Source organism: Heliomarina sp. (assembly GCF_052826185.1).
In genome coordinates this window covers 75,143-94,922 of record NZ_JBRBUI010000053.1, presented here as the reverse complement: position 1 = coordinate 94,922, position 19,780 = coordinate 75,143, and the positions used below count along the sequence as shown (strand labels likewise).

Below are 19,780 nucleotides of genomic sequence, written 5' to 3'. Positions count from 1 at the left end.
ATATCAAGCGGTTAAGCCGCTTTGACAACCAGCTGGGGCGACGTCACGTCGATCCCCAGCGCCTTGCCCACGGCGAAATAGGTCAGCTTGCCCGCGTGGACGTTCAGACCGTTCAACAGGTGCGGATCGTCGGCGCAGGCCTGTTTCCATCCCTTGTCGGCCAGCGCCAGCAGGAAGGGCATGGTGGCGTTGCCAAGCGCGATGGTCGAAGTGCGTGCCACGGCGCCGGGCATGTTCGCGACACAGTAATGCATGATGCCGTCTACCTCGTAGATCGGGTCCTGATGGGTGGTTGCGCGCGATGTCTCAAAGCAGCCGCCCTGATCGATGGCGACGTCGACGATGGCCGCACCGGGCTTCATGGTGGAAAGCTGAGCTTTGGTCACGAGTTTCGGCGCGGCGGCACCGGGGATCAGCACCGCGCCGATCACCATATCGGCCTCGGCGACCAGTTCGGCTGTATTGCCCGCACTGGCGTAGGAGGTCTTGAATTGCCCGCCGAACACATCGTCGAGATAGCGGATACGGGGCAGGGAGCGGTCGAGCACGGTGACATCCGCGCCCATTCCGGCGGCGATCCGTGCGGCATGGGTGCCGACTACGCCACCGCCGATCACGGCCACCTTGGCCGGACCGACGCCGGGAACGCCGCCCATCAACACGCCACGTCCGCCGTTGGCCTTTTGCAGGGTCCATGCACCGACCTGCGGCGCAAGGCGGCCCGCGACTTCGGACATCGGCGCCAGCAGGGGCAGCCCGCCCGCCGCGTCGGTCACGGTTTCATAGGCGATGGCGGTGACGCCCGAGGCAATCAGGTCATGGGTCTGGGCCGGATCGGGCGCAAGATGGAGATAGGTGAACAGCAACTGGCCCTCGCGCAGCATCTTGCGCTCGACCGGCTGGGGTTCCTTGACCTTGACGATCATCTCGGCGCTGGCAAAGATTTCTTCCGCTGTTGCAACAACTTGCGCGCCCGCCTCGGTATAGGCGGCATTCTCGAAACCGGCACCTGAGCCAGCGTTCTTCTCGATCATGACGCTGTGGCCATGCGCGACCGCTTCCCGGACCGCGTTGGGTGTCATGCCGACGCGAAATTCCTGCGGCTTGATCTCTTTGGGGCAACCGATCTTCATGTTCTGACCTCCCTTGTGTAAATGTACCGATTATGCGCTTCCCATCTTGCAAAATCTGTGAGAATTCTGGGCGCTCGGCGGGGTTTTTGTCGAAGACTCTGCGAAATTTGGATCTCTTTACGCAAGGGAATTGCGCGGATGGAGCTGGATGCAACCGATCGGCGGATACTCGCGGCCCTGCAGGTCAGGGGGCGGCTGTCGAACGCGGACCTGTCCGAAAAGGTGAACCTGTCACCCTCGGCCTGCCATCGCCGGGTGCAGCGGCTTGAGGCCGAAGGGTTCATTCGCGGTTATGTCGCCCTGCTGGATCCGCGTCGGCTGGGTATGTCTACAACTGTCATTGTCGAGATCAAGCTGCAGAGCCAGTCGGACGAGGTTCTGGATGCGTTCGAAAAGGCGGTACGGCGGATCCCGGACGTGCTTGAATGTCACCTGATGGCGGGGACGGCGGATTACATCCTCAAGATCGTGGCCGAGGATACCGAGGATTTCGCCCGCATCCATCGCCAGCATCTGAGCCGCCTTCCGGGCGTGTCACAGATGCAGTCTAGCTTTGCCCTGCGGACGGTTCTGCAGACCACGGCCTTGCCGGTCTAAGAGGCAAAACAGGGGGGTGAAAGCCGTACACTCCCTGTACACCCCCTGTACACCGTTTGTATGACTTTTGCCCGTTTTTGCGGTGTTCAGTGCCGCAAACCGAGATAGAGCGAGCCGACGAGCAAAAGCGCCATGACGATATTGAAGGCGCGCAACCGGGTGGGTTTCGACAACCAGCGCTGCACCATCGTCCCGGCGAAAACCCAGAATGTGAGCGAGGGCAGGGTGACCGCGACAAAGGCAGTGGCGACGATCAGCACGGCGGAGAGTGTGTGTTCCGGCGCATAGAGGGTGATGGCCGTGGTGCCCATCGCCCAGGCCTTTGGGTTGACCCACTGAAAGGCGCTTGCCTGCAGAAAGCTGAACGGTTTTCCCACGTCGCCGCCCGCTTGCGGCGGGGCGGCAGTGGCGATCTTCCAGGCCAGCCAGAGCAGATAGGTGACGGAGGCTACGGTGAGGATGGTGTTGAGGATCGGGAAGGTTTCGAACAGCGCCATCAGACCAAGCCCGACCAGCACGATCATCACGGCGAACCCGATGCCGATGCCGAACATATGCGGCAGGGTCCGGCGAACGCCGAAATTCGCTCCCGAGGACATGACCATGATATTGTTTGGCCCCGGCGAAGCGGCGGCGACAAAGGCAAAGCCAATCAGAGCGGGAAATTCGGCAATGCTGGGCATGGGAACCTTCCATGGCTGGGTTCGGAAAGACTAACCGTCGCCGAGGGCGTCCTGCAACGGCTCATACCCCCTTGCGTGCGGCATTTTCGTGATGCGCCCCATCAGGTCCGGCGATGAAAGGAGCTGGACAATCGCGCTTGCGGTTCCGGGTTCGCTGCCCGACAAATGGCCCAAGGGGAGAGAGATATGGAATTCGATTACATCATCGTCGGGGCCGGCAGCGCGGGCTGCGTTCTGGCCAATCGACTAAGCCGTGCCGGCCATCGGACCCTGCTGCTCGAGGCGGGCGGGCGCGACAATTACCACTGGATCCATATCCCTATGGGGTATCTCTATTGCATCGGCAACCCGCGCACGGACTGGATGTATCGCACCGCCGAAGAGGGCGGTCTGAACGGTCGGTCGCTGCTTTATCCGCGCGGCAAGGTGCTGGGCGGATGTTCTTCGATCAATGGGATGCTCTATCTGCGCGGGCAGGCGGCCGATTACGATGGTTGGCGACAGCAGGGCAATCCGGGATGGGGCTGGGACGATGTGCTGCCCCTGTTCAAGCGGCTGGAAGATTACGTCGATGGCCCGGACGATATGCACGGGGTCGGTGGCGAATGGCGGGTCGATAACCAGCGGCTACGCTGGGACCTGCTGGATGACTGGATGGCAGCGGCCGAAGCCGAAGGCCTGCCCCGGACGACCGATTTCAACCGGGGCAATAACGAGGGTGTCGGGTATTTCCGGGTTAACCAGCGCAAGGGCTGGAGGCTGAACACAGCGCGCGCTTTTCTGAAAGCGGCGCGGAAAGATCGGCTAAAGGTCGAGACTAAAGCCCATACCACGCGGATCTTGCTCGAAGAGGGCACGGCCGTCGGTGTCGAGTACCGTCAGAACGGAGAACTGCGTCAGGCGCGGGCGCGGGCCGAGGTGATCCTCTCGGCGGGCGCGGTGAATTCGCCGCAGATCCTGCAATTGTCCGGGTTGGGGCCGGGGGCTCTTTTGCAGGAACACGGGATCGACGTGCAGCGGGACATGGCGGGGATCGGTGCGAACCTGCAGGACCATCTGCAACTGCGCTGTGCCTGGCGGCTGAAGGATGCGCTGACGTTGAACACCATGGCGGCGACCCTGTTCGGCAAGGCCAAGATCGGGCTGGAATACATGCTGCGCCGGGACGGGCCGATGTCGATGGCGCCCAGTCAGTTGGGTGCCTTTTCCAAGTCGCGCCCGGATCTTGAGACGCCCGATGTTGAATACCATGTGCAGCCGCTCTCGCTTGAGGCGTTCGGCCAGCCTTTGCACGATTACCCGGCGATTACGGCGAGTGTCTGCAACCTGCGCCCGGAAAGCCGGGGCAGCGTAAAGATCGCCTCGCCCAACCCCGAGGACGCACCGGTGATCTCCCCCAATTACCTGTCGACTGAAGGCGACCGCACGGTGGCCGTGGCGGCGATCAAGCAGGCGCGGCGGATCATGGTGCAGGGGCCGATGGCGAAATATGCGCCCGAAGAGATGAAGCCGGGCATGTCGATTGAGACCGATGCGGATCTCGCGCGGGCGGCGGGCGACATTGGGACGACGATCTTTCACCCGGTGGGCACGGTGCGGATGGGCGCGGGCGAGGAGGCGCCGCTTGATCCGCAATTGCGTCTGCGCGGGGTGGCAGGGTTGCGCGTGGTCGATGCCTCGATCATGCCGACGATTACCAGCGGCAATACCAATTCGCCCACGATCATGATCGCGGAGAAGGCGAGCGAGATGATTTTGGCGGGGTGAAGGGGGTATCCTTGCAATCGTTCCGCTCCGGGCGTCATCCTGCCCCTGCGCAGCCAGCTTGGAGGGCATCATGCATATCGGTCTGGTAGGTGGTATCGGCGTTGCGGCCAGCGTGGTTTACTATCAGTGACTTGCGGCGGCGATGGAGGCTAAGGGAGCAAAGCTGCGCATGACCCTGTCGCACGGGGATATACATACGCTGATCAAATACAACCTCGCCGATATCCGCGCGCCGCAGGCCCGTATCTTTGCCGATCAGATCGCCGAGTTGAACGGCGCAGGGGCCGAAGTGGCCGCGCTAACCTCGCTTGGCGCGTTTTGCTGTTTTGACGAACTGGTGGCGATTTCGCCTTTGCCGCTGGTCTCGGCGGTGACGCCGCTCGACAGGTATCTTGTCGAGGATGGCATCCGGCGGGTCGGGCAGCTGGGGACGCGGGTCGTGATGCGGACACGCCTGTACCGGCAGCTTGAGCAGACCGAGGCGATGGTGCTGGATGCAGAGATCGAAACGCTGGGGAAGAGCTATTAGGAGGTGGCCATCGCCGGGACGTGCACGCCTGCGCAGCGGCAGATGTTTCTGGATGCAGGCCAGCGGATGATTAAGGAGCAGGTGGCAGAGCCATCGTGCTTGCGGGCACCGACCTTAACCTCGCATTCGACGGGCAGGACCCGGGCTATCCGGTCATCGACTCGCTGGATGTGCAGGTGGCGCTGCTGGCGCGCATTGCCGCCGGGGAGGTCGATCCGGCGGACCTATGAAACAAGCAGAACCCATTGCCGTACTGACGCAGGTCAAAGCCGCGTCACATCCGGTGTGGTAAGATTCCAGCATGGCTTGAGGGAGGTCTGAGACATGATTGAACTGAAAGAAACGGCGCGGGACGGCATGCTGGAAATCCGCATGAGTGGCGCGATCACGGACGAAGATTATCGGGAGGTTCTGGTTCCGGCCATCGACAAGGCGATAGAGGATTCGGAACGCATTCGGCTGCTAATCGAACTTGAGAGCGATATCAGCGATTTCACCCTTGGGGCGATGATGGATGATGCGCGGATGGGGCTGAAACACTGGCGAGGTTTTGACCGCTGCGCGGTGGTGACCAGGTCGGATGCGATGCGCCGTGTGGTCAAGGCGTTCTGGGTGTTCATGCCCTGCCCGGTGAAGGTCTTTGCCCCGGAGGAGATCGACGAGGCGCGGCGCTGGCTGTCTGAATCGCTGGGGTCCATCCACCAGACCGATCTGGGCAATGGCGTGCTTCATGTCCAGTTGCTCGGGCAGCTCGATGCAGCAGTCTATGCCGAGGAAAGCGCGGATCTCGATGCGTTCATCCGCAAGAACAACAGGTTCCGGATGCTGTTGGACATTCGTGAGTTCGACGGCTGGCAGGGGCTGGGCGCCATCGGCGAGCATCTCAAGCTGGTCCGCAACCATGCCGGGCTGGTCGACCGGGCCGCAATTGTCGGCGATGCTGGCTGGCAGCGCATGGCGGCAGAGGTCGGAAAGCGGGTGTTGTCGGGCGAGGTCAGATATTTTCCCGGCGCAGAGATCGAGGCTGCGAAGAGCTGGCTTGCGGCTTGAGTTGACCCTAGAAACGTTGGCCCCAAAAAAGCAAAACCCCCGCGGTTTCCACCTCGGGGGTCGCTCATTCCGTTCGGAATGCTGCGGCGGGTGACTTACATCATCCCTTCGCGCTGTGCTTTTTTCCGTGCCAGTTTCCGGGCGCGGCGGATCGCTTCGGCTTTCTCGCGCGCTTTTTTCTCGGACGGCTTCTCGAAATGCTGCTTGAGCTTCATTTCACGGAAAACGCCTTCACGCTGCAGCTTTTTCTTCAGGGCGCGGAGCGCCTGATCGACATTGTTGTCGCGAACACTAACCTGCATGTGGTTGTCACCACCTTTCTAAGTTAAAGTTGCAAGAGATTGCAGGAAGTGGCCCTATAGCAAGACCGGGCTATCTTGTCCAGTCTGACAGGATTTTTAGCGACGGGAGTGTCCGAATGACCGATGCAGAGAGTGATCCACGGGAAAAACTGCTGGATGCGGCGCTGAACCATGTGCCGTTCGATGGCTGGAGCGATGCCGCGTTCCGCGCCGCAATCGCCGATTCGGAGATTGAGCCGGCGCTGGCGAAATCGTTGTTCCCGCGCGGCGCGGTGGATCTGGCGCTGGCCTATCACGCGCGAGGCGATGCGGCGATGCTGGCCAAGATCGAAGCCGCCGACATGGAGGCGATGCGCTTTCGCGACCGGATCGCGGCGGCGGTGCGGTTCCGCCTTGAAGTGGCTGACCGTGAGCTGGTGCGCCGGGGCACGACGCTGTTCGCGCTGCCGCAGCACGCGGCGGACGGGACCAAGGCGATCTGGGGCACGGCGGACGCGATCTGGACCGCGCTGGGCGATACCTCGGAAGATGCGAACTGGTACACCAAGCGGGCGACGCTTTCGGCGGTTTACTCCGCGACGGCGCTTTACTGGCTGGGCGACGACAGCGAGGGCAATCGCGCGACCTGGGAATTTCTTGACCGGCGGATCGAGAACGTCATGACCATTGAAAAGATCAAGGCCGACGTGAACCGGAACCCGCTGCTGAAGCCGCTGATGATGGGGCCGAACTGGGTGATGAGCCAGATCAAGGCGCCGGGAAAACACCGTATGCAGGGCTTTCCGGGGTCGACGACTCCGCGCGGCTGAGGCGGTCGAATCAACTTCTTGAAATGTGGGGAAAAGTCAGGTTTCCTAGGAGGAGCCGAGACTTACGCGCGATTTCCCATCCCGGGGACGCGCAGGAAAGGATAGCCAGAGCCATGACGCAGACCATGCGCGCCGTTGAGATTTCCATGCCCGGCGGGCCGGAAGTTCTTGTGCCGACGACCCGTCCGATCCCGGAACCGGCGCCCGGTCAGGTGATCATCAAGGTGGCCTATGCCGGGGTGAACCGCCCCGACGCGCTGCAGCGTGCGGGCAGCTATGCGCCGCCGCCGGATGCCAGCGATCTGCCGGGGCTGGAGTGCTCGGGCGAGATTGTCGGCATTGGTCAGGGCGTCAGCGAATGGAAACTGGGCGACAAGGTTTGCGCCCTGCTGCCCGGCGGTGGCTATGCGGAATACGTGGCGACACCGGCGGTGCACTGCCTGCCCGTGCCCGAAGGCATGGGCATGAAAGAGGCCGCCTGCCTGCCCGAAACGTTCTACACCGTCTGGACAAACGTGTTCATGCGCGGCGGGCTCGACGGCGGAGAGAAGTTCCTTGTGCATGGGGGGTCTTCCGGGATCGGGACGACTGCGATCCAACTTGCCAAGGCTTTTGGCGCGCGGGTCTTCGCGACCGCCGGATCGGCCGAGAAATGCAAGGCCTGCGAGGATCTGGGCGCGGAAAAGGCGATCAACTACAAGGAAGACGATTTCGTCGAGGTCATGAAGGCCGAGGGCGGCGCGGACCTGATCCTTGACATGGTGGGCGGCGATTACATCCCGCGCAACATCAAGGCGCTGGCCGAAGACGGGCGGCTGGTACAGATCGCGTTTCTGCAGGGCCCGGTGGCCGAGGTGAACTTTGCCCTTATCATGGTGCGCCGCCTGACGGTGACGGGCTCGACCCTGCGCCCGCAGAGCGTGGCGGCCAAAGCAGAGATTGCCCGTGAGCTGCGTGAAAAGGTCTGGCCGCTGCTGGACTCGGGGCGGGTGGCACCGGTGATGGACAGCAGTTTTGACTTTGAAAAGGCGGCGGATGCCCATGCGCGGATGGAAAGCTCGGGCCATATCGGCAAGATCGTTCTGGAGGTCGCGGGCGGTTAAAGTTACCCCGCCCGGCTGTGGCCATCGCGACCCTAACTTATCTGGTATCGAAACCTATAAGGATTTGAACTGACGTGAATCCGGGCGCTTGCTTGCCGGGATTTGCGGTCGAACGGCCCGTGATTATTGAGATACGTTTTTCGAAGGGGCGGACGATGACTGGATACGCGCTTAACTGGAACAGTTACTCTTCCCATTAGAACATCTTGCCGTCGACGCCTCGCGATTCCGACTAGGTGGTCGAAACCGATAAAGGGGCGATCTTTATTAAGGACGTTCCTTGGCGAGGTCGGATTGTTGACCTTTTGGGACCGGTCTTTACGAGGGTGCAATCGCGGAACATTGGAATTATTGATTTATTCCAATAAGTTGCCCTTCTTTCCCATTTGTCGCCTGCTGCGAACAGATAGTTTCCATTTCTAAGATTGAGAATTGGGGCGGATTTGTGTCAAAGGTTTGTCAACACGGTGGGGGCCGACCAACAACCCAATGTTAGGACGAGTTAAAATGGTTAAGAACTTTGTTACCGGCGCAGCAATTGCGCTTTCCCTGATCGCTGGCGCGGCTTCCGCTTCGACCGAGTACACGATCACGCACCAGTCCTCGGGCGTCTTTGGTTCGGGCAACCTGAAAGAGCGTGTAAAGATCGAGAACGGCAGCAGCACTTCTTATGTTGATGCGGGCATGTTCCACCTGACCGGCAACAACGGTCTTGGCGATTTCCTCGCCTTCTGTGTCGACCTCGACCAGTATCTTGGCAACCCGCAGAAAGCCACGATCGCGCCGAACCTGTTCAACAGCACCATCACCAACAACCTGTCCAAGCTGTTTTCGAGCGTTCTGGGCGGTGGCACCCTTGGCGACGTGATTACGACGTCGGTTCAGGCGGCCGGTCTTCAGGTTGCGATCTGGGAAGTTGTCGAAGACAGCGACAGCTACTGGGGTTTTAACCTCGACCGCGGTTCGTTCGAGGTGAAGAGCAACTGGGCCGTCAAAAGCCAGGCGAACAGCTACCTGAGCGCCCTGTCCAGTGGCAGCCTTGACGACTACGACATGACTTTCTTTGCCAGCGCGAAGAACCAGGATCTCGTCACCGCGAACCCGATCCCGGAAACCACCCCTGTGCCGGTTCCGGCCGCTGGTCTGATGATCATGAGCGCGATGGGTGCCCTTGGCGTCATGCGTCGTCGCAAGAAAGCATAAATTCGGGAAGCGATTGACAGCTGGCCCGTTCCGGCGGGCCACGCGAAGGGGCATATCGCGCGCCTGACAATCTATGCAGCAACCCAATGCGGCTTCGCGTTCAGACGCGGAGCCGTTTTTTTCTTTGCCTTAGCGGATCGGGTTGAACAGCGCGTCGTCCAGTGAGCAGTCCCTGATCACGTCAGGCCCGCAGGTCACCGGATCGAGCGCGCGCGAGAGACACAGCCGCGCTTCCTGAATGTGGCCCTGTTTGCAGGTGACAGTCAGCATGTCGGATTCCCATCGGGGATTGGCCTCCAGAAAGGCCTCTTCGATGACCGAGGCCGGCAGGCGAACGGGCTTGTCGAGCTTGCGCAGGATTTCGGGACGCTTCACGCCTTCATAAGCCAGCCTTGCCAGCGCGAAATACCGGTCGGCGGCAAGGCCCGAGCAGGTCCCGTGCTTTTTCCACTGGTACCACGCTAGGCCCGGGGTGCCCATGATATCGGCCATGTCAGAGGTCATCTTGCGCGAGGGTGCGCGATGATGGGTCGGGCAGTGCGACGGGTAGCCTTGGGCATATTGCGGCCAGAGACCATGCATGATCCAGCCGTGATCATGGCGCGCGTCGCATTGATCGGAACCCTGCGCGTCGCCCGTCATCGCGCACCAGTTCGGCGACCAGCTGAGCGACAGGACGTAATAGTCGAATTCACCGGACTTCTCACCTCCGGCATCGGCGGAAAGAGGCAGGGCCAGCAGCGCGGCGCAGAGGATACCTGTTATTGACCGCTTCATTCGGCTCTTTCCAATTTGCACAGACCTGACTATATAGGCCCCAAGTTCCCCGACAACGGAAGCCCGCCCCCGAGTACCGGAGGCCGCCTGCGAAAGCCGGGCAACGGGGAAGAATTGAGTTTAGGAGATGTGACATGAGCAAGCCGCTTATGGCAAGAGCCACAGCCGTCTGGCTGGTGGACAACACGACGATCAGCTTCAAGCAGATCGCGGATTTCGTTGGAATGCACGAGCTTGAGATTCAGGGCATAGCGGATGGCGACGTGGCAGCCGGGGTCAAGGGGTTTGATCCGGTCGCCAACAACCAGCTGACGCAGGAAGAAATCGATGCGGCCGAGAAAAGCCCGCTGCATAAGCTGAAGCTGAAGTACAACGCCGCCGCGCAGGGCGAGGAAAAACGCCGTGGGCCGCGTTATACGCCGCTGTCCAAGCGTCAGGACCGTCCGGCGTCGATCCTGTGGCTGGTCAAGTTTCACCCGGAGCTGTCGGATGCGCAGATTTCCAAGCTTGTCGGCACCACCAAGCCGACGATCCAGGCGATCCGCGAGCGGACCCACTGGAACATCGCCAACATCCAGCCGATCGACCCGGTTGCGCTGGGGCTCTGCAAGCAGTCCGAACTGGACATGGTGGTGCAGAAGGCCGCCGCGAAGAAAGCCGCCGAAGGCGCGGTGATGAGCGACGACGAACGCCGCAAGCTGGTGTCCACCGAGCAGTCGCTTGGCATGGAAGCCGAGCCGCGCATGCCGACCGCGATCGAAGGTCTGGAGACCTTCACGCTCAGCGGGACCCCGGCCGAGGAAGAGGAAGAGGAAGAAAAGCGCAACGCCAAGGAATATTCCGACGCGGACAGCTTTTTTAACCTGCCGGATGCGGATGACGAGGATGAAGACGAGGATTGATCCCGGCCTTACGGGATGAAGAGCGGCGCGGGATCTTCCCGCGCCGTTTTGCGTTTCAGGAGCCGAGCGCGTCGCGTTCGATTCGACGGTAGGCCAGTTTCGATTCCGGCAGGAAGGTCACCGCCGGGAACACATGGATCGCGCCGGGGTATTCGTAATAGCGCCCCGTATTTCCCGCCGCCGCAAGCCGGGTGGCGTAATCGCTCGCATCGGGCCAGCAGAGATCGGCCGTGCCCTGATGGATGTCGATAGGAGGAAACCCATCCACCGGGCCGAAGAGCGGGCTGAGATGCGGCGCACGCGGATCTTCCGGCCCGGCCCACCATTTTCCACACTGGCGCACGACCTCAAGCCCGATGATCGGGTCTTTCGGTTCAAGCTCGGGGCCCTTCGGGTTGGCGCAGGTCAGGTCGAGCCAGGGGGCGAGCAGGATTAGCCGTTCGGCTGTCGGCACTTCGCCAGCGCGGCCAGCCAGCGCCATCGCCAACGCAAGGTTGCCACCGGCGGAATCGCCCCCCATCAGAAATGATTTCCCTTCCTGCGCCTGCAAGAGCGCGCGTGCCTGCGCATGGGCAGGGCGGTGATCGTGCTGGGGCGCAAGCGGGTAAGTGGGCACGATCATCTCGGCGCGGAGAACCTCTCCGAGGCGCGCGATCAGGCGCCAATGCACCTTGCGCATCGGGTTCACAAAGGCACCGCCGTGGAAATAAATCATCCGGTTCGAAAGCGGGCCAGGGGGTGTCACGCGGAAAAAAGCGCAATCGCCGATCTCATCGTAGGAAACATCTATATCCGAGGGAGGATCGACCCGTATCGGGTCCTCCCGGTTCTTTCGCTCGGCAAGATATCGGGCCGGTTTGTTCATCGGCTTTCCCGCCGCTTTCAGGGCCAGTCGCACCGCGTTCATCATCAGGCTGGCCATCTCTATCCCTCTTTCAGTATCCCGTTTCCCGGGCTTCATCCTTCGGTGAAGAGTGCCTGAAAATCCACAGTTTTTAGTCTCGAAAATTCGCTAAATTCTTCTCTTGCAAGAATCCGAAAATGGCTTAAATGGCGATTCAAGACGCCAACGCACGCGCCTCTGGCCTGTGTCGGGTTCCAACCCCGAACCACGTGTTTACGTAGCGACGGTAACGTCTCCCTTGGAAGTAAGTGGCCCTGTGGGGCCGGTTCTATTGGAGATGACCATGAACGCCTACGTAACCGACCTTGTCGGCGCATTTGCTGACGCGCGCACCCAAACCATCGACAGCTTCATTGCCGCTAATACCTTTGACCGCCCGACGCTGGTGCTCGACACCGCGCTGGTGGCTGAACAATACGATGCGCTTGCACGTGGGCTGCGCACCGGCAAGGGCGGCGCCGATATCCACTATGCGGTCAAGGCGAACCCGGCCCGTGAGATCATCGAAATGCTGGTCCACAAGGGCTGCCGTTTCGATGCGGCCTCGCGCGGTGAAATCGAGCTTTGCCTGAGCCAGGGCGCTGCGCCCGAGCACATCTCTTTCGGCAATACCGTGAAACGCGCGTCCGACATCGCATTCGCCTACAATGCAGGGATCCAGCTCTTCGCTGCAGATGCCGAGGAAGAGCTGGAAAAGATCGCCATCCATGCTCCCGGCGCGCAGGTCTATATCCGCGTGATCGTCGAGAACTCGCAAGCCGATTGGCCGCTCTCGCGCAAGTTCGGCGTGGCAACCGGTCATGCGCTCTCGCTGCTCGGCCACGCCCGCGATCTGGGCCTGCGGCCGGTTGGCCTCTCCTTCCATGTCGGCTCGCAGACCAAACGCGCCGAGATGTGGACCGGCACGCTCGATCAGGTGGCCGGGATCTGGCACGCGGCGCAGGCGGCGGGCTTCGGCCTGACCCTGCTCAACATCGGCGGCGGTTTTCCGGCTTTCTACGGCGAGGCGATCGACCATCCGAGTGCCTATGCCGCCGCGGTGATGGACCTGATCCACGACCGTTTCGGCGATGTGCCCCGCATCATGGCCGAGCCAGGCCGCGGCCTTGTCGCCGAGGCGGGCAAGATCGTGGCAGAGGTCCTGCTCGTGTCGAAGAAATCCCCAGAAGACCTGCACCGCTGGGTCTATCTCGACATCGGCAAGTTCTCGGGCCTCGCGGAAACCATGGACGAAGCGATCCGCTACCAGTTCCAGACCGCCCGCGATCACGAAGACATGGGAGCCTGCGTCCTTGCCGGCCCCTCCTGCGACTCCGCAGACGTGCTTTACGAAAACCGCCCCGTGCAGCTGCCCCTCGGTCTGCGTTCGGGCGACCGTATCGTGATCCGCGCCTGCGGGGCTTACACCTCGTCCTATTCCTCGGTTGGCTTCAACGGCTTCCCGCCTCTGGACGTGGTCATTCTCTGAGCAGGGCAGGGCGGGTCGCGGCTCAATCAACCGCGATCCGCCCTTCTTTGGGTCTAAAATATCCCGGGGAATCCGCGCCTGCGCGGATGGGGCAGAGCCCCGAGTCCGACTGCCCCCGTCACGCTCTTTGCTATCAAAGCGTTCGAAGATGGGCCATCGCCTCCCGTAAATCGCTTTCGAACTGCGCTTCGGCCTCTGTGCGCTCTGCATCGGGCAGGCGCAGCAGGTACGATGGATGCACGGTCACGAAAACGAGTGTGCCATCGGGAAGCGTCTCGATGGTGCCGCGCCGCTTCAGCAGGTCACGCCGGTTGCCGGTCAGGCTCTCCAGAGCCGTCGCGCCCATGGCGAGGATCAGTTTCGAGCGCACCGTCTCGCGCTCCATGTCGAGCCACCAGCGGCAATGCGAGACCTCGCCCCGGTTCGGGGCCTGGTGGATACGGCGCTTGCCGCGTGGCTGGAATTTGAAATGCTTGATCGCGTTGGTCACATAGGCTCGCGACCTGTCGAGCCCGGCGCGTCTGGCAATCTGGTCGAACAACTGGCCCGCCGGGCCGACAAAGGGGCGGCCTGTCAGGTCCTCGTGATCGCCCGGCTGTTCCCCGACGATCATCAGCGCGGCGTCTGCCGGGCCTTCGCCGGGGACCGCTTGCGTCGCGTTTTCCCAGAGCGGGCAGCGGCGGCAGGCGGCAAGCTGCGCTTTCAGAGACTGGCCTGTATCGTCTGGCCGAGCTATGGCCTGATCTGACCGGAGCCGTTCGGTGATCGCTTCGGCGCGCTTGGGCGCAAGACTGGGCGCGGCCTCGGCCATCGCACGCGCACGGGCATGGGCCGACGCGACCATTTCCGGGATCAGCGTGGTTTCGGGCATGTTGCGCCAGTATTTCTTTGGCATCTCCGCCTGCATTGCTTTCAGCTTGACCCGCGCCGGGTTGAAGATGTTGCGGAAATAGGTGCGCCAGAGATCCTCGGCCGCGTCATCGGGCAGGTCGGGCCGTGGCGCGGGCGGGGCGAGGCTTAGGTCACCGCCAAGGAAATGCGCGCTGAGGTCGGGGGTGAAGATCGACCAGTCCATATCGCCAAAGCGTTTGACGAAGAACGGCGCTGTCGGTTCGAGGATGTAATGCGTAGGTTCGAACCACGCCGCAAACCGCCGCCGGTTCGCGCCCGGATCGCCGATTTCGCGGAACCGCACGAAAGCGGTCATCTTGTGCCGGTCGCGCCCGACCTCCTTGGCCAGACGGTTCAGCCGGGCCACGCGGGCATCGCCCCGATCTTCCAGCAGGCGGCGGTCCGATTTCAACGCCCAGAGCAGGGCGTAGAGCCGGGCAAAACGCTCGGGGTCGCTGTGCCAGACGACCTGTCGGGCCAGATCGACAAAGCCGCGCGGTACAGTTATGTCGCCACCGGTCAGTGCCGGCAGGGGGTCGGCAAAGAGGTCCGCGTCGCCCTCGCCACGCTGCCAGAGCAGGTCTTCGGGCGGGATACCGGCGGCGAGCAGGGCGCGGGCCTGATCGCGCCATGCCTCGAAGGTGCCGATCTCGGGGAGGGTGACGCGGCGCATCAGATCAGTTGCAGCTGCTCGGGCGGCGGGGCAAAGCGGGCGCGCAGATCGGCGATGTCCGAGAGCGCCCGTGGCCGCCAGTCGAGCAGCGTGATGAAAGGCTTGGCCTGTTTCAGGTTCGCGCCCATACGCCGCAGATCGTCATAGCGCAGGCTGCGGTGTCGCCGTGTGGTGAGGATACGCGCAACGGTTTTGGTCCCCAACCCCGGCACGCGCAACAGGTTTTCTCTCTCAGCCCGGTTCACGTCGAGCGGAAACAAGTGCCGGTTGGACAGCGCCCATGCAAGCTTTGGGTCGACTTCAAGATCGAGATTACCGTCGCGCGTGGCGCCGGCGATTTCATCCGCGTCGAAACCGTAAAAGCGCATCAACCAGTCGGCCTGATAAAGCCGGTGTTCGCGTACCAGCGGCGGTTTGATCAGGGGCAGTGCGGCAGAACTGTCGGGTATCGGCGAAAAGGCCGAATAATAGACCCGTTTGAGTTTGTAACTGGAATAGAGCCGGGTAGAGGTTTTCAGGATCGTGGCGTCATTGGCGCCGTCCGCGCCGACGATCATCTGGGTGGACTGGCCTGCCGGGGCAAAACGCGGCGGGCGCTTGCCGGAAAAACTGCGCTCCTTGCGCGATTCCCGCGCCAGCCGCACATCGGCCATCGCGCGGCGGATCTGGTCGGGGTCCTTTTCCGGCGCATAGGATTTCACCGCGTTGTCGGTGGGCAGTTCCACGTTGATCGAGAGCCGGTCGGCGTAAAGCCCGGCTTCTTCGACCAGGGCGGGATTGGCGTCGGGAATGGTCTTGAGATGGATGTAGCCGCGGAAGTGATGTTCGAGACGCAACATCCGCGCGATGCGCACCATGTCGCCCATGGTATCGTCGGGGCTGCGGATGATACCCGAGGACAGGAACAGCCCTTCAATATAGTTGCGACGGTAGAATTCTGTGGTGAGGGTCACGACCTCTTCAGGGGAAAATCGTGCCCTTTCGACGTTGGAGCTGACCCGGTTGATGCAATAGGCGCAGTCGTAGATGCAGAAATTGGTCATCAGAATCTTGAGCAGACTGATGCAGCGCCCGTCGGGCGCATAGGCGTGGCAGATACCGGAGCCGGTGGTCGAGCCCAGTCCCTTGCCATCGCGCGAGTCGCGTTTCTGACCGCCGCTCGATGCGCAGGAGGCATCGTATTTGGCGGCGTCTGAGAGAATCGCGAGTTTTCTGTCCAGTGTGAGTTTAGCCATTCGTTCACGATATGTTCGCAATCGGACAGGCGCAACTGGAGTCGGTGGGGCTTGCGATCAACTTTTCTTTGAGGGCTGATTTTCGCCGGGCAGCGGCGGCAGGTCAGAGCGCCTTGCGGGCGCGCATGGCGGCACTGATCGTGCCGTCGTCGAGATAGTCCAGTTCGCCGCCGATGGGCACGCCCTGTGCCAGCGACGTGATACGGACCCGTTCGCCCAGTTGATCAGCGATGTAATGGGCGGTGGTCATGCCGTCGACGGTGGCATTGAGCGCGAGGATAACCTCGGTGATGCCTTCGGTTACCACCCGGTCGAGCAGGCGCGGGATGCGAAGCTCTTCGGGGCCGACTGCATCGAGGGCGGACAGCGTGCCGCCCAGCACGTGGTAGCGGCCGCGAAACACCTGCGAGCGTTCCATGGCCCAGAGATCGGCCACGTCCTCGACGATGCAAAGCTCGCCTGTGGCGCGTTTCTCGGAGTCGCAGATGTCGCAAATGTCACTGGTGCCGACATTGCCGCAGTTCAGGCATTCGCGCGCGGTGGCGGCGACCTGCTGCATGGCCCCAGCCAGAGGGGTCAGCAATTGCCCGCGTTTACGGATCAGGTGCAGTACCGCGCGACGTGCCGAACGGGGGCCGAGGCCCGGCAGGCGGGCCATCAGCTCGATCAGGCTGTCGATATCGCTGGTACTGCTCAAGCGGGGCTCAGAACGGAAGTTTCATGTCCTTGGGCAGGCCCATGCCTTCGGTCAGCTTGCCCATCTCTTCCTGAGCGCGATCGCTGGCCTTGCCCTGCGCGTCCTTGATGGCGGCGAGGATAAGGTCTTCGACCACTTCCTTGTCGTCGCCGTTAAAGATCGACGGGTCGATGTCGAGCGATTTCAGCTCGCCCTTGCAGGTGCAGGTCGCCTTGACGAGACCGGCCCCGGATTCGCCGGTGACCATCAGGTTGTGCATGTCTTCCTGAAGTTGCGCCATCTTGGTCTGCATTTCCTGCGCGGCTTTCATCATCTTGGTCATGTCGCCAAGACCGCCTAATCCTTTGAGCATTTCAGTCTCCTGATTGTTCGTTTCGCGGTGGTTTACACGTTTGGCAGGCGGGCCACCACCTTCACTTCGATGAAGTTGCCGGGAATGATGAATTCCGTCACGCCGACCGCCGTCCATGCAGGATATGGGGGCGAAACCCGCGCATTCCAGACCTTGCGGAAGGTATCGAGATGTTCCTGAAGCCCGATGTGAAAGGTCGTGACGTCAACAACGTCGGCGAGCGTCATGCCAGCCTCGGCAAGGATCAGGGTGATATTGTCGAACGCGGTTTCATACTGTTCCTCGGGCGTTTCGGGGATCACGCCGTCGATACGCTGGCCAGTGATGCCGGTCAGAAAGACATGATCGCCCGAGATCAGTCCCGGCGACATGCACCAGTCGCGTTCGATGGCGGCAAGGCTGTCGGGGATCAGCGCCCTTGTTTCAGTCATCCTCGAACGGGTCCCATTCGTCCTCGACCTCGGGCAGCGCCTCGGTTTCTACATCGGCCGCGATCTGTTCCGGGGTACGGATATCCTTGATCACCGCTTTTGGGAAACGGGCCAGAACGGCCTGCACCATCGGGTGGGTGCTGGCCTCTTCGCGCAGGGCGTTTTCCTTGGCATCGCGTACCTCGGCCACGGTGGGTGCGCCGCCGGTGGCGACGACGCTGACCGCCCAGCGGTTGCCGGTCCAGCGTTGCAGCGCGGAGCCGAGCCGCTGCGCCATGTCACCGGGTGCGGTATCGGTTGGCGAGAATTCGATGCGGCCCGGTGAATAGGACACGAGACGCAGGCCGGTTTCGACCTCGACCAGCAGTTTCACGTCGCGGTTGGCACGGATCAGTTCGAGGACGTGCTCGAAGCTCGGATAATGGGCCAGCGCGCTGTTTGGTGCCTCGGCCGGAGCGGGCTGTGCGCCGCCACTGCTGCGGTGGGATACCGCGTTGGTGCTGGACTGGTGATGCGCGCTGTGCCCGCCACCGCCACCACCGCCGGTGGGGGGCGGTGCGGAAGGCTGGGGGGGCTGCGGGGTGGTGCCCAGCTTGCGGACCAGTTCTTCGGGGCTGGGGAGGTCGGCGACATGGGTCAGGCGGATCACGGCCATTTCGGCGGCCATCATCGCGTTGGGTGCGGCGGCGACTTCTTCCATGGATTTCAGCAGCATCTGCCACATGCGCGACAGCACCCGCATCGGCAGGTTCGCGGCCATGTCGCTGCCGCGCGCACGTTCGTCGGGCGAGATGGTCGGGTCTTCGGCGGCATCCGGGGTGATCTTTACGACCGAGACCCAGTGCGCGATCTCGGCCAGATCGCGCAGCACCGCCATCGGATCGGCACCCTCGGCATATTGGGCAGAAAGTTCGGTCAGCGCCCCGGCGGCATCGCCGCGCTGGATCATATCCATCAGGTCGAGCACGCGGCCCCGGTCGGCAAGGCCCAGCATGGCGCGGACCTGATCGGCGGTGGTTTCGCCTGCCCCGTGCGAAATCGCCTGATCGAGCAGCGAGGTCGCATCGCGGGCCGAACCTTCGGCGGCGCGGGTGATCAGGGCAAGCGCATCTTCGGAGATCTGCGCGTTTTCCGCCCCGGCGATCTTTTTCAGCAGGTTGATCATCACCTCGGGTTCGATCCGGCGCAGATCGAAGCGCTGGCAGCGCGACAGCACCGTGACCGGAACCTTGCGGATCTCGGTCGTGGCGAAGATGAATTTCACATGCTCGGGCGGTTCTTCGAGCGTCTTGAGCAGCGCGTTGAAAGCGCTGGTCGAGAGCATGTGAACTTCGTCGATGATGTAGATCTTGTAGCGAGCCGAGGCGGCGCGATAGCGGACGGAATCGATGATTTCACGGATGTCGCCGACGCCGGTTCGCGACGCGGCGTCCATTTCCAGCACGTCCACATGGCGGCCTTCCATGATGGCCTTGCAATGTTCGCATTCGCCGCAGGGATTGGTCGTCGGGCCGCCATTGCCGTCGGGGCCGATGCAGTTCATGCCCTTGGCGATGATCCGCGCCGTCGTTGTCTTACCTGTGCCCCGGATGCCGGTCATGATGAAGGCCTGCGCGATTCGATCGGCCTCGAACGCGTTTTTCAGCGTGCGGACCATCGCATCCTGTCCGACCAGATCGGCAAAGGTTTCCGGGCGATACTTGCGGGCAAGAACGCGATATTGAGAAGGCGCGGTTTCGGACATGCAGACCTGTGGGGAATAGGATTCGGGTGCTCGTTTCGGCACAGGTTAATGCGAGCGCGCGGCAAGGTCCACTAAAGCAGCCAGAGCAATGTGCCGGTGGCCAGCGCGCCAAAGGTCAGGCTGGCGGCAAGCAGGGTGAAACTGCGCGGGCTGAGCGGCTGGGCGCGGTGGTCGTTTAGCCGTTCGAGCGTTTTGGACGCGTTGCGTCGTGCGGTCCAGAAAATGCCAATGGCGGTAAGCAGGAAGATACTCGCGACCGTCTTGGCGAGCCATGTCGGCTCGAATGCGCCGAACAGCGCCCTGAGGCCAAGCGCGAGGGCCACCGAGGCCATGCCGGTGCGCATCCAGCCCGCAAAGGTGCGTTCGTTGGCCTGCAGTGTACGGTCCTCGGCCCAGTCGGTCCGGTTTTCCGCCCAGCGGGTGTTTCGGTCTGCGTCGGGAGCGCCGTCATCCTGCATCTGTCATCTTTCCGGAACCATAATACCTCAAGTTATGTTAACTTTGAATTGAATTAGTGTGATTGGGAGGTG

At 62.2% G+C, this 19,780-nt stretch carries 22 protein-coding genes; 10 read left to right on the top strand and 12 right to left on the bottom strand.

Going from position 1 to position 19,780, the window contains the following annotated elements; genetic code table 11:
• Window positions 1-11: 11 nt before the first annotated feature.
• Complete coding sequence (ald, locus tag ACU0FH_RS17105; RefSeq protein ID WP_446195875.1) at window positions 12-1,133, bottom strand: alanine dehydrogenase; 1,122 nt, start codon at window positions 1,131-1,133, stop codon at window positions 12-14.
• 138 nt (window positions 1,134-1,271) lie between these two features.
• Here ald and ACU0FH_RS17100 point away from each other — a divergent pair, with 138 nt between their 5' ends.
• A complete protein-coding gene (locus tag ACU0FH_RS17100; protein WP_088632284.1) occupies window positions 1,272-1,730 on the top strand; it encodes an Lrp/AsnC family transcriptional regulator in 459 nt (152 codons plus the stop codon).
• A gap of 86 nt (window positions 1,731-1,816) precedes the next feature.
• Here ACU0FH_RS17100 and ACU0FH_RS17095 read toward each other — a convergent pair whose 3' ends face one another.
• Window positions 1,817-2,413 carry a LysE family translocator gene (locus ACU0FH_RS17095; protein ID WP_446195874.1) on the bottom strand — a complete coding sequence of 199 codons (597 nt, stop codon included), beginning with the start codon at window positions 2,411-2,413 and terminating at the stop codon, window positions 1,817-1,819.
• A 186-nt stretch (window positions 2,414-2,599) separates the two neighbouring features.
• On the opposite strand from ACU0FH_RS17095, the gene ACU0FH_RS17090 reads away from it, so the two are divergent.
• The 4 genes from ACU0FH_RS17090 to ACU0FH_RS17075 all read left to right on the top strand — a co-directional run bounded on the left by ACU0FH_RS17090 (window position 2,600) and on the right by ACU0FH_RS17075 (window position 5,759).
• Complete coding sequence (locus ACU0FH_RS17090; protein ID WP_446195873.1) at window positions 2,600-4,180, top strand: GMC family oxidoreductase; 1,581 nt, start codon at window positions 2,600-2,602, stop codon at window positions 4,178-4,180.
• A gap of 169 nt (window positions 4,181-4,349) precedes the next feature.
• Complete coding sequence (locus ACU0FH_RS17085; RefSeq protein WP_446195872.1) at window positions 4,350-4,709, top strand: hypothetical protein; 360 nt, start codon at window positions 4,350-4,352, stop codon at window positions 4,707-4,709.
• Window positions 4,710-4,804: 95 nt separating this feature from the next.
• Window positions 4,805-4,939 carry a hypothetical protein gene (locus ACU0FH_RS17080; protein ID WP_446195871.1) on the top strand — a complete coding sequence of 45 codons (135 nt, stop codon included), beginning with the start codon at window positions 4,805-4,807 and terminating at the stop codon, window positions 4,937-4,939.
• 94 nt (window positions 4,940-5,033) lie between these two features.
• Window positions 5,034-5,759, top strand: a complete 726-nt coding sequence (locus ACU0FH_RS17075) for an STAS/SEC14 domain-containing protein (RefSeq protein WP_446195870.1) — start codon at window positions 5,034-5,036, stop codon at window positions 5,757-5,759.
• A 95-nt stretch (window positions 5,760-5,854) separates the two neighbouring features.
• Here ACU0FH_RS17075 and rpsU read toward each other — a convergent pair whose 3' ends face one another.
• The gene (rpsU, locus tag ACU0FH_RS17070; protein WP_007118112.1) at window positions 5,855-6,061 is read right to left on the bottom strand and encodes a 30S ribosomal protein S21; all 207 of its coding nucleotides are present in this window, start codon (window positions 6,059-6,061) and stop codon (window positions 5,855-5,857) included.
• A 116-nt stretch (window positions 6,062-6,177) separates the two neighbouring features.
• On the opposite strand from rpsU, the gene ACU0FH_RS17065 reads away from it, so the two are divergent.
• The 3 genes from ACU0FH_RS17065 (at window position 6,178) to ACU0FH_RS17055 (ending at window position 9,176) form a co-directional block, all read left to right on the top strand.
• On the top strand, window positions 6,178-6,870 hold the full coding sequence (locus ACU0FH_RS17065) for a COQ9 family protein (protein ID WP_446195868.1): 693 nt from the start codon (window positions 6,178-6,180) through the stop codon (window positions 6,868-6,870).
• 113 nt (window positions 6,871-6,983) lie between these two features.
• Window positions 6,984-7,973 carry an NAD(P)H-quinone oxidoreductase gene (locus tag ACU0FH_RS17060; RefSeq protein ID WP_446195866.1) on the top strand — a complete coding sequence of 330 codons (990 nt, stop codon included), beginning with the start codon at window positions 6,984-6,986 and terminating at the stop codon, window positions 7,971-7,973.
• Window positions 7,974-8,480: 507 nt separating this feature from the next.
• Window positions 8,481-9,176: a VPLPA-CTERM sorting domain-containing protein gene (locus ACU0FH_RS17055; protein WP_446195865.1), complete on the top strand. Its 696-nt coding sequence runs from the start codon at window positions 8,481-8,483 to the stop codon at window positions 9,174-9,176.
• A 129-nt stretch (window positions 9,177-9,305) separates the two neighbouring features.
• Here the strand turns inward: ACU0FH_RS17055 and ACU0FH_RS17050 are convergent, their stop codons facing one another.
• A complete protein-coding gene (locus ACU0FH_RS17050) occupies window positions 9,306-9,953 on the bottom strand; it encodes a ribonuclease T2 family protein (RefSeq protein ID WP_446195864.1) in 648 nt (215 codons plus the stop codon).
• 134 nt (window positions 9,954-10,087) lie between these two features.
• On the opposite strand from ACU0FH_RS17050, the gene ACU0FH_RS17045 reads away from it, so the two are divergent.
• Window positions 10,088-10,855: a DUF1013 domain-containing protein gene (locus ACU0FH_RS17045; RefSeq protein WP_446195862.1), complete on the top strand. Its 768-nt coding sequence runs from the start codon at window positions 10,088-10,090 to the stop codon at window positions 10,853-10,855.
• A 55-nt stretch (window positions 10,856-10,910) separates the two neighbouring features.
• Here the strand turns inward: ACU0FH_RS17045 and ACU0FH_RS17040 are convergent, their stop codons facing one another.
• The gene (locus tag ACU0FH_RS17040; protein WP_446195860.1) at window positions 10,911-11,777 is read right to left on the bottom strand and encodes an alpha/beta hydrolase fold domain-containing protein; all 867 of its coding nucleotides are present in this window, start codon (window positions 11,775-11,777) and stop codon (window positions 10,911-10,913) included.
• A 265-nt stretch (window positions 11,778-12,042) separates the two neighbouring features.
• On the opposite strand from ACU0FH_RS17040, the gene ACU0FH_RS17035 reads away from it, so the two are divergent.
• The gene (locus ACU0FH_RS17035) at window positions 12,043-13,227 is read left to right on the top strand and encodes a type III PLP-dependent enzyme (RefSeq protein WP_446195858.1); all 1,185 of its coding nucleotides are present in this window, start codon (window positions 12,043-12,045) and stop codon (window positions 13,225-13,227) included.
• Window positions 13,228-13,360: 133 nt separating this feature from the next.
• Here ACU0FH_RS17035 and ACU0FH_RS17030 read toward each other — a convergent pair whose 3' ends face one another.
• The 7 genes from ACU0FH_RS17030 to ACU0FH_RS17000 all read right to left on the bottom strand — a co-directional run bounded on the left by ACU0FH_RS17030 (window position 13,361) and on the right by ACU0FH_RS17000 (window position 19,708).
• A complete protein-coding gene (locus ACU0FH_RS17030; RefSeq protein ID WP_446195856.1) occupies window positions 13,361-14,791 on the bottom strand; it encodes a UdgX family uracil-DNA binding protein in 1,431 nt (476 codons plus the stop codon).
• Window positions 14,791-16,026 carry a putative DNA modification/repair radical SAM protein gene (locus ACU0FH_RS17025; RefSeq protein WP_446195854.1) on the bottom strand — a complete coding sequence of 412 codons (1,236 nt, stop codon included), beginning with the start codon at window positions 16,024-16,026 and terminating at the stop codon, window positions 14,791-14,793. Before ACU0FH_RS17025 ends, ACU0FH_RS17030 begins: the two co-directional genes overlap by 1 nt.
• 103 nt (window positions 16,027-16,129) lie before the next feature.
• Window positions 16,130-16,723, bottom strand: a complete 594-nt coding sequence (recR, locus tag ACU0FH_RS17020; protein ID WP_446195852.1) for a recombination mediator RecR — start codon at window positions 16,721-16,723, stop codon at window positions 16,130-16,132.
• 7 nt (window positions 16,724-16,730) lie between these two features.
• Window positions 16,731-17,075: a YbaB/EbfC family nucleoid-associated protein gene (locus tag ACU0FH_RS17015; RefSeq protein WP_088632269.1), complete on the bottom strand. Its 345-nt coding sequence runs from the start codon at window positions 17,073-17,075 to the stop codon at window positions 16,731-16,733.
• Between the two features lie 32 nt (window positions 17,076-17,107).
• Complete coding sequence (locus ACU0FH_RS17010; RefSeq protein ID WP_446195850.1) at window positions 17,108-17,506, bottom strand: RidA family protein; 399 nt, start codon at window positions 17,504-17,506, stop codon at window positions 17,108-17,110.
• Window positions 17,499-19,250: a DNA polymerase III subunit gamma/tau gene (locus tag ACU0FH_RS17005; protein ID WP_446195849.1), complete on the bottom strand. Its 1,752-nt coding sequence runs from the start codon at window positions 19,248-19,250 to the stop codon at window positions 17,499-17,501. The genes ACU0FH_RS17010 and ACU0FH_RS17005 overlap by 8 nt, the downstream gene beginning before the upstream one ends.
• Window positions 19,251-19,321: 71 nt before the next feature.
• Entirely contained in the window at window positions 19,322-19,708 is a 387-nt protein-coding gene (locus tag ACU0FH_RS17000; protein WP_446195848.1) for a YidH family protein, read from the bottom strand.
• Window positions 19,709-19,780 lie beyond the last annotated feature (72 nt).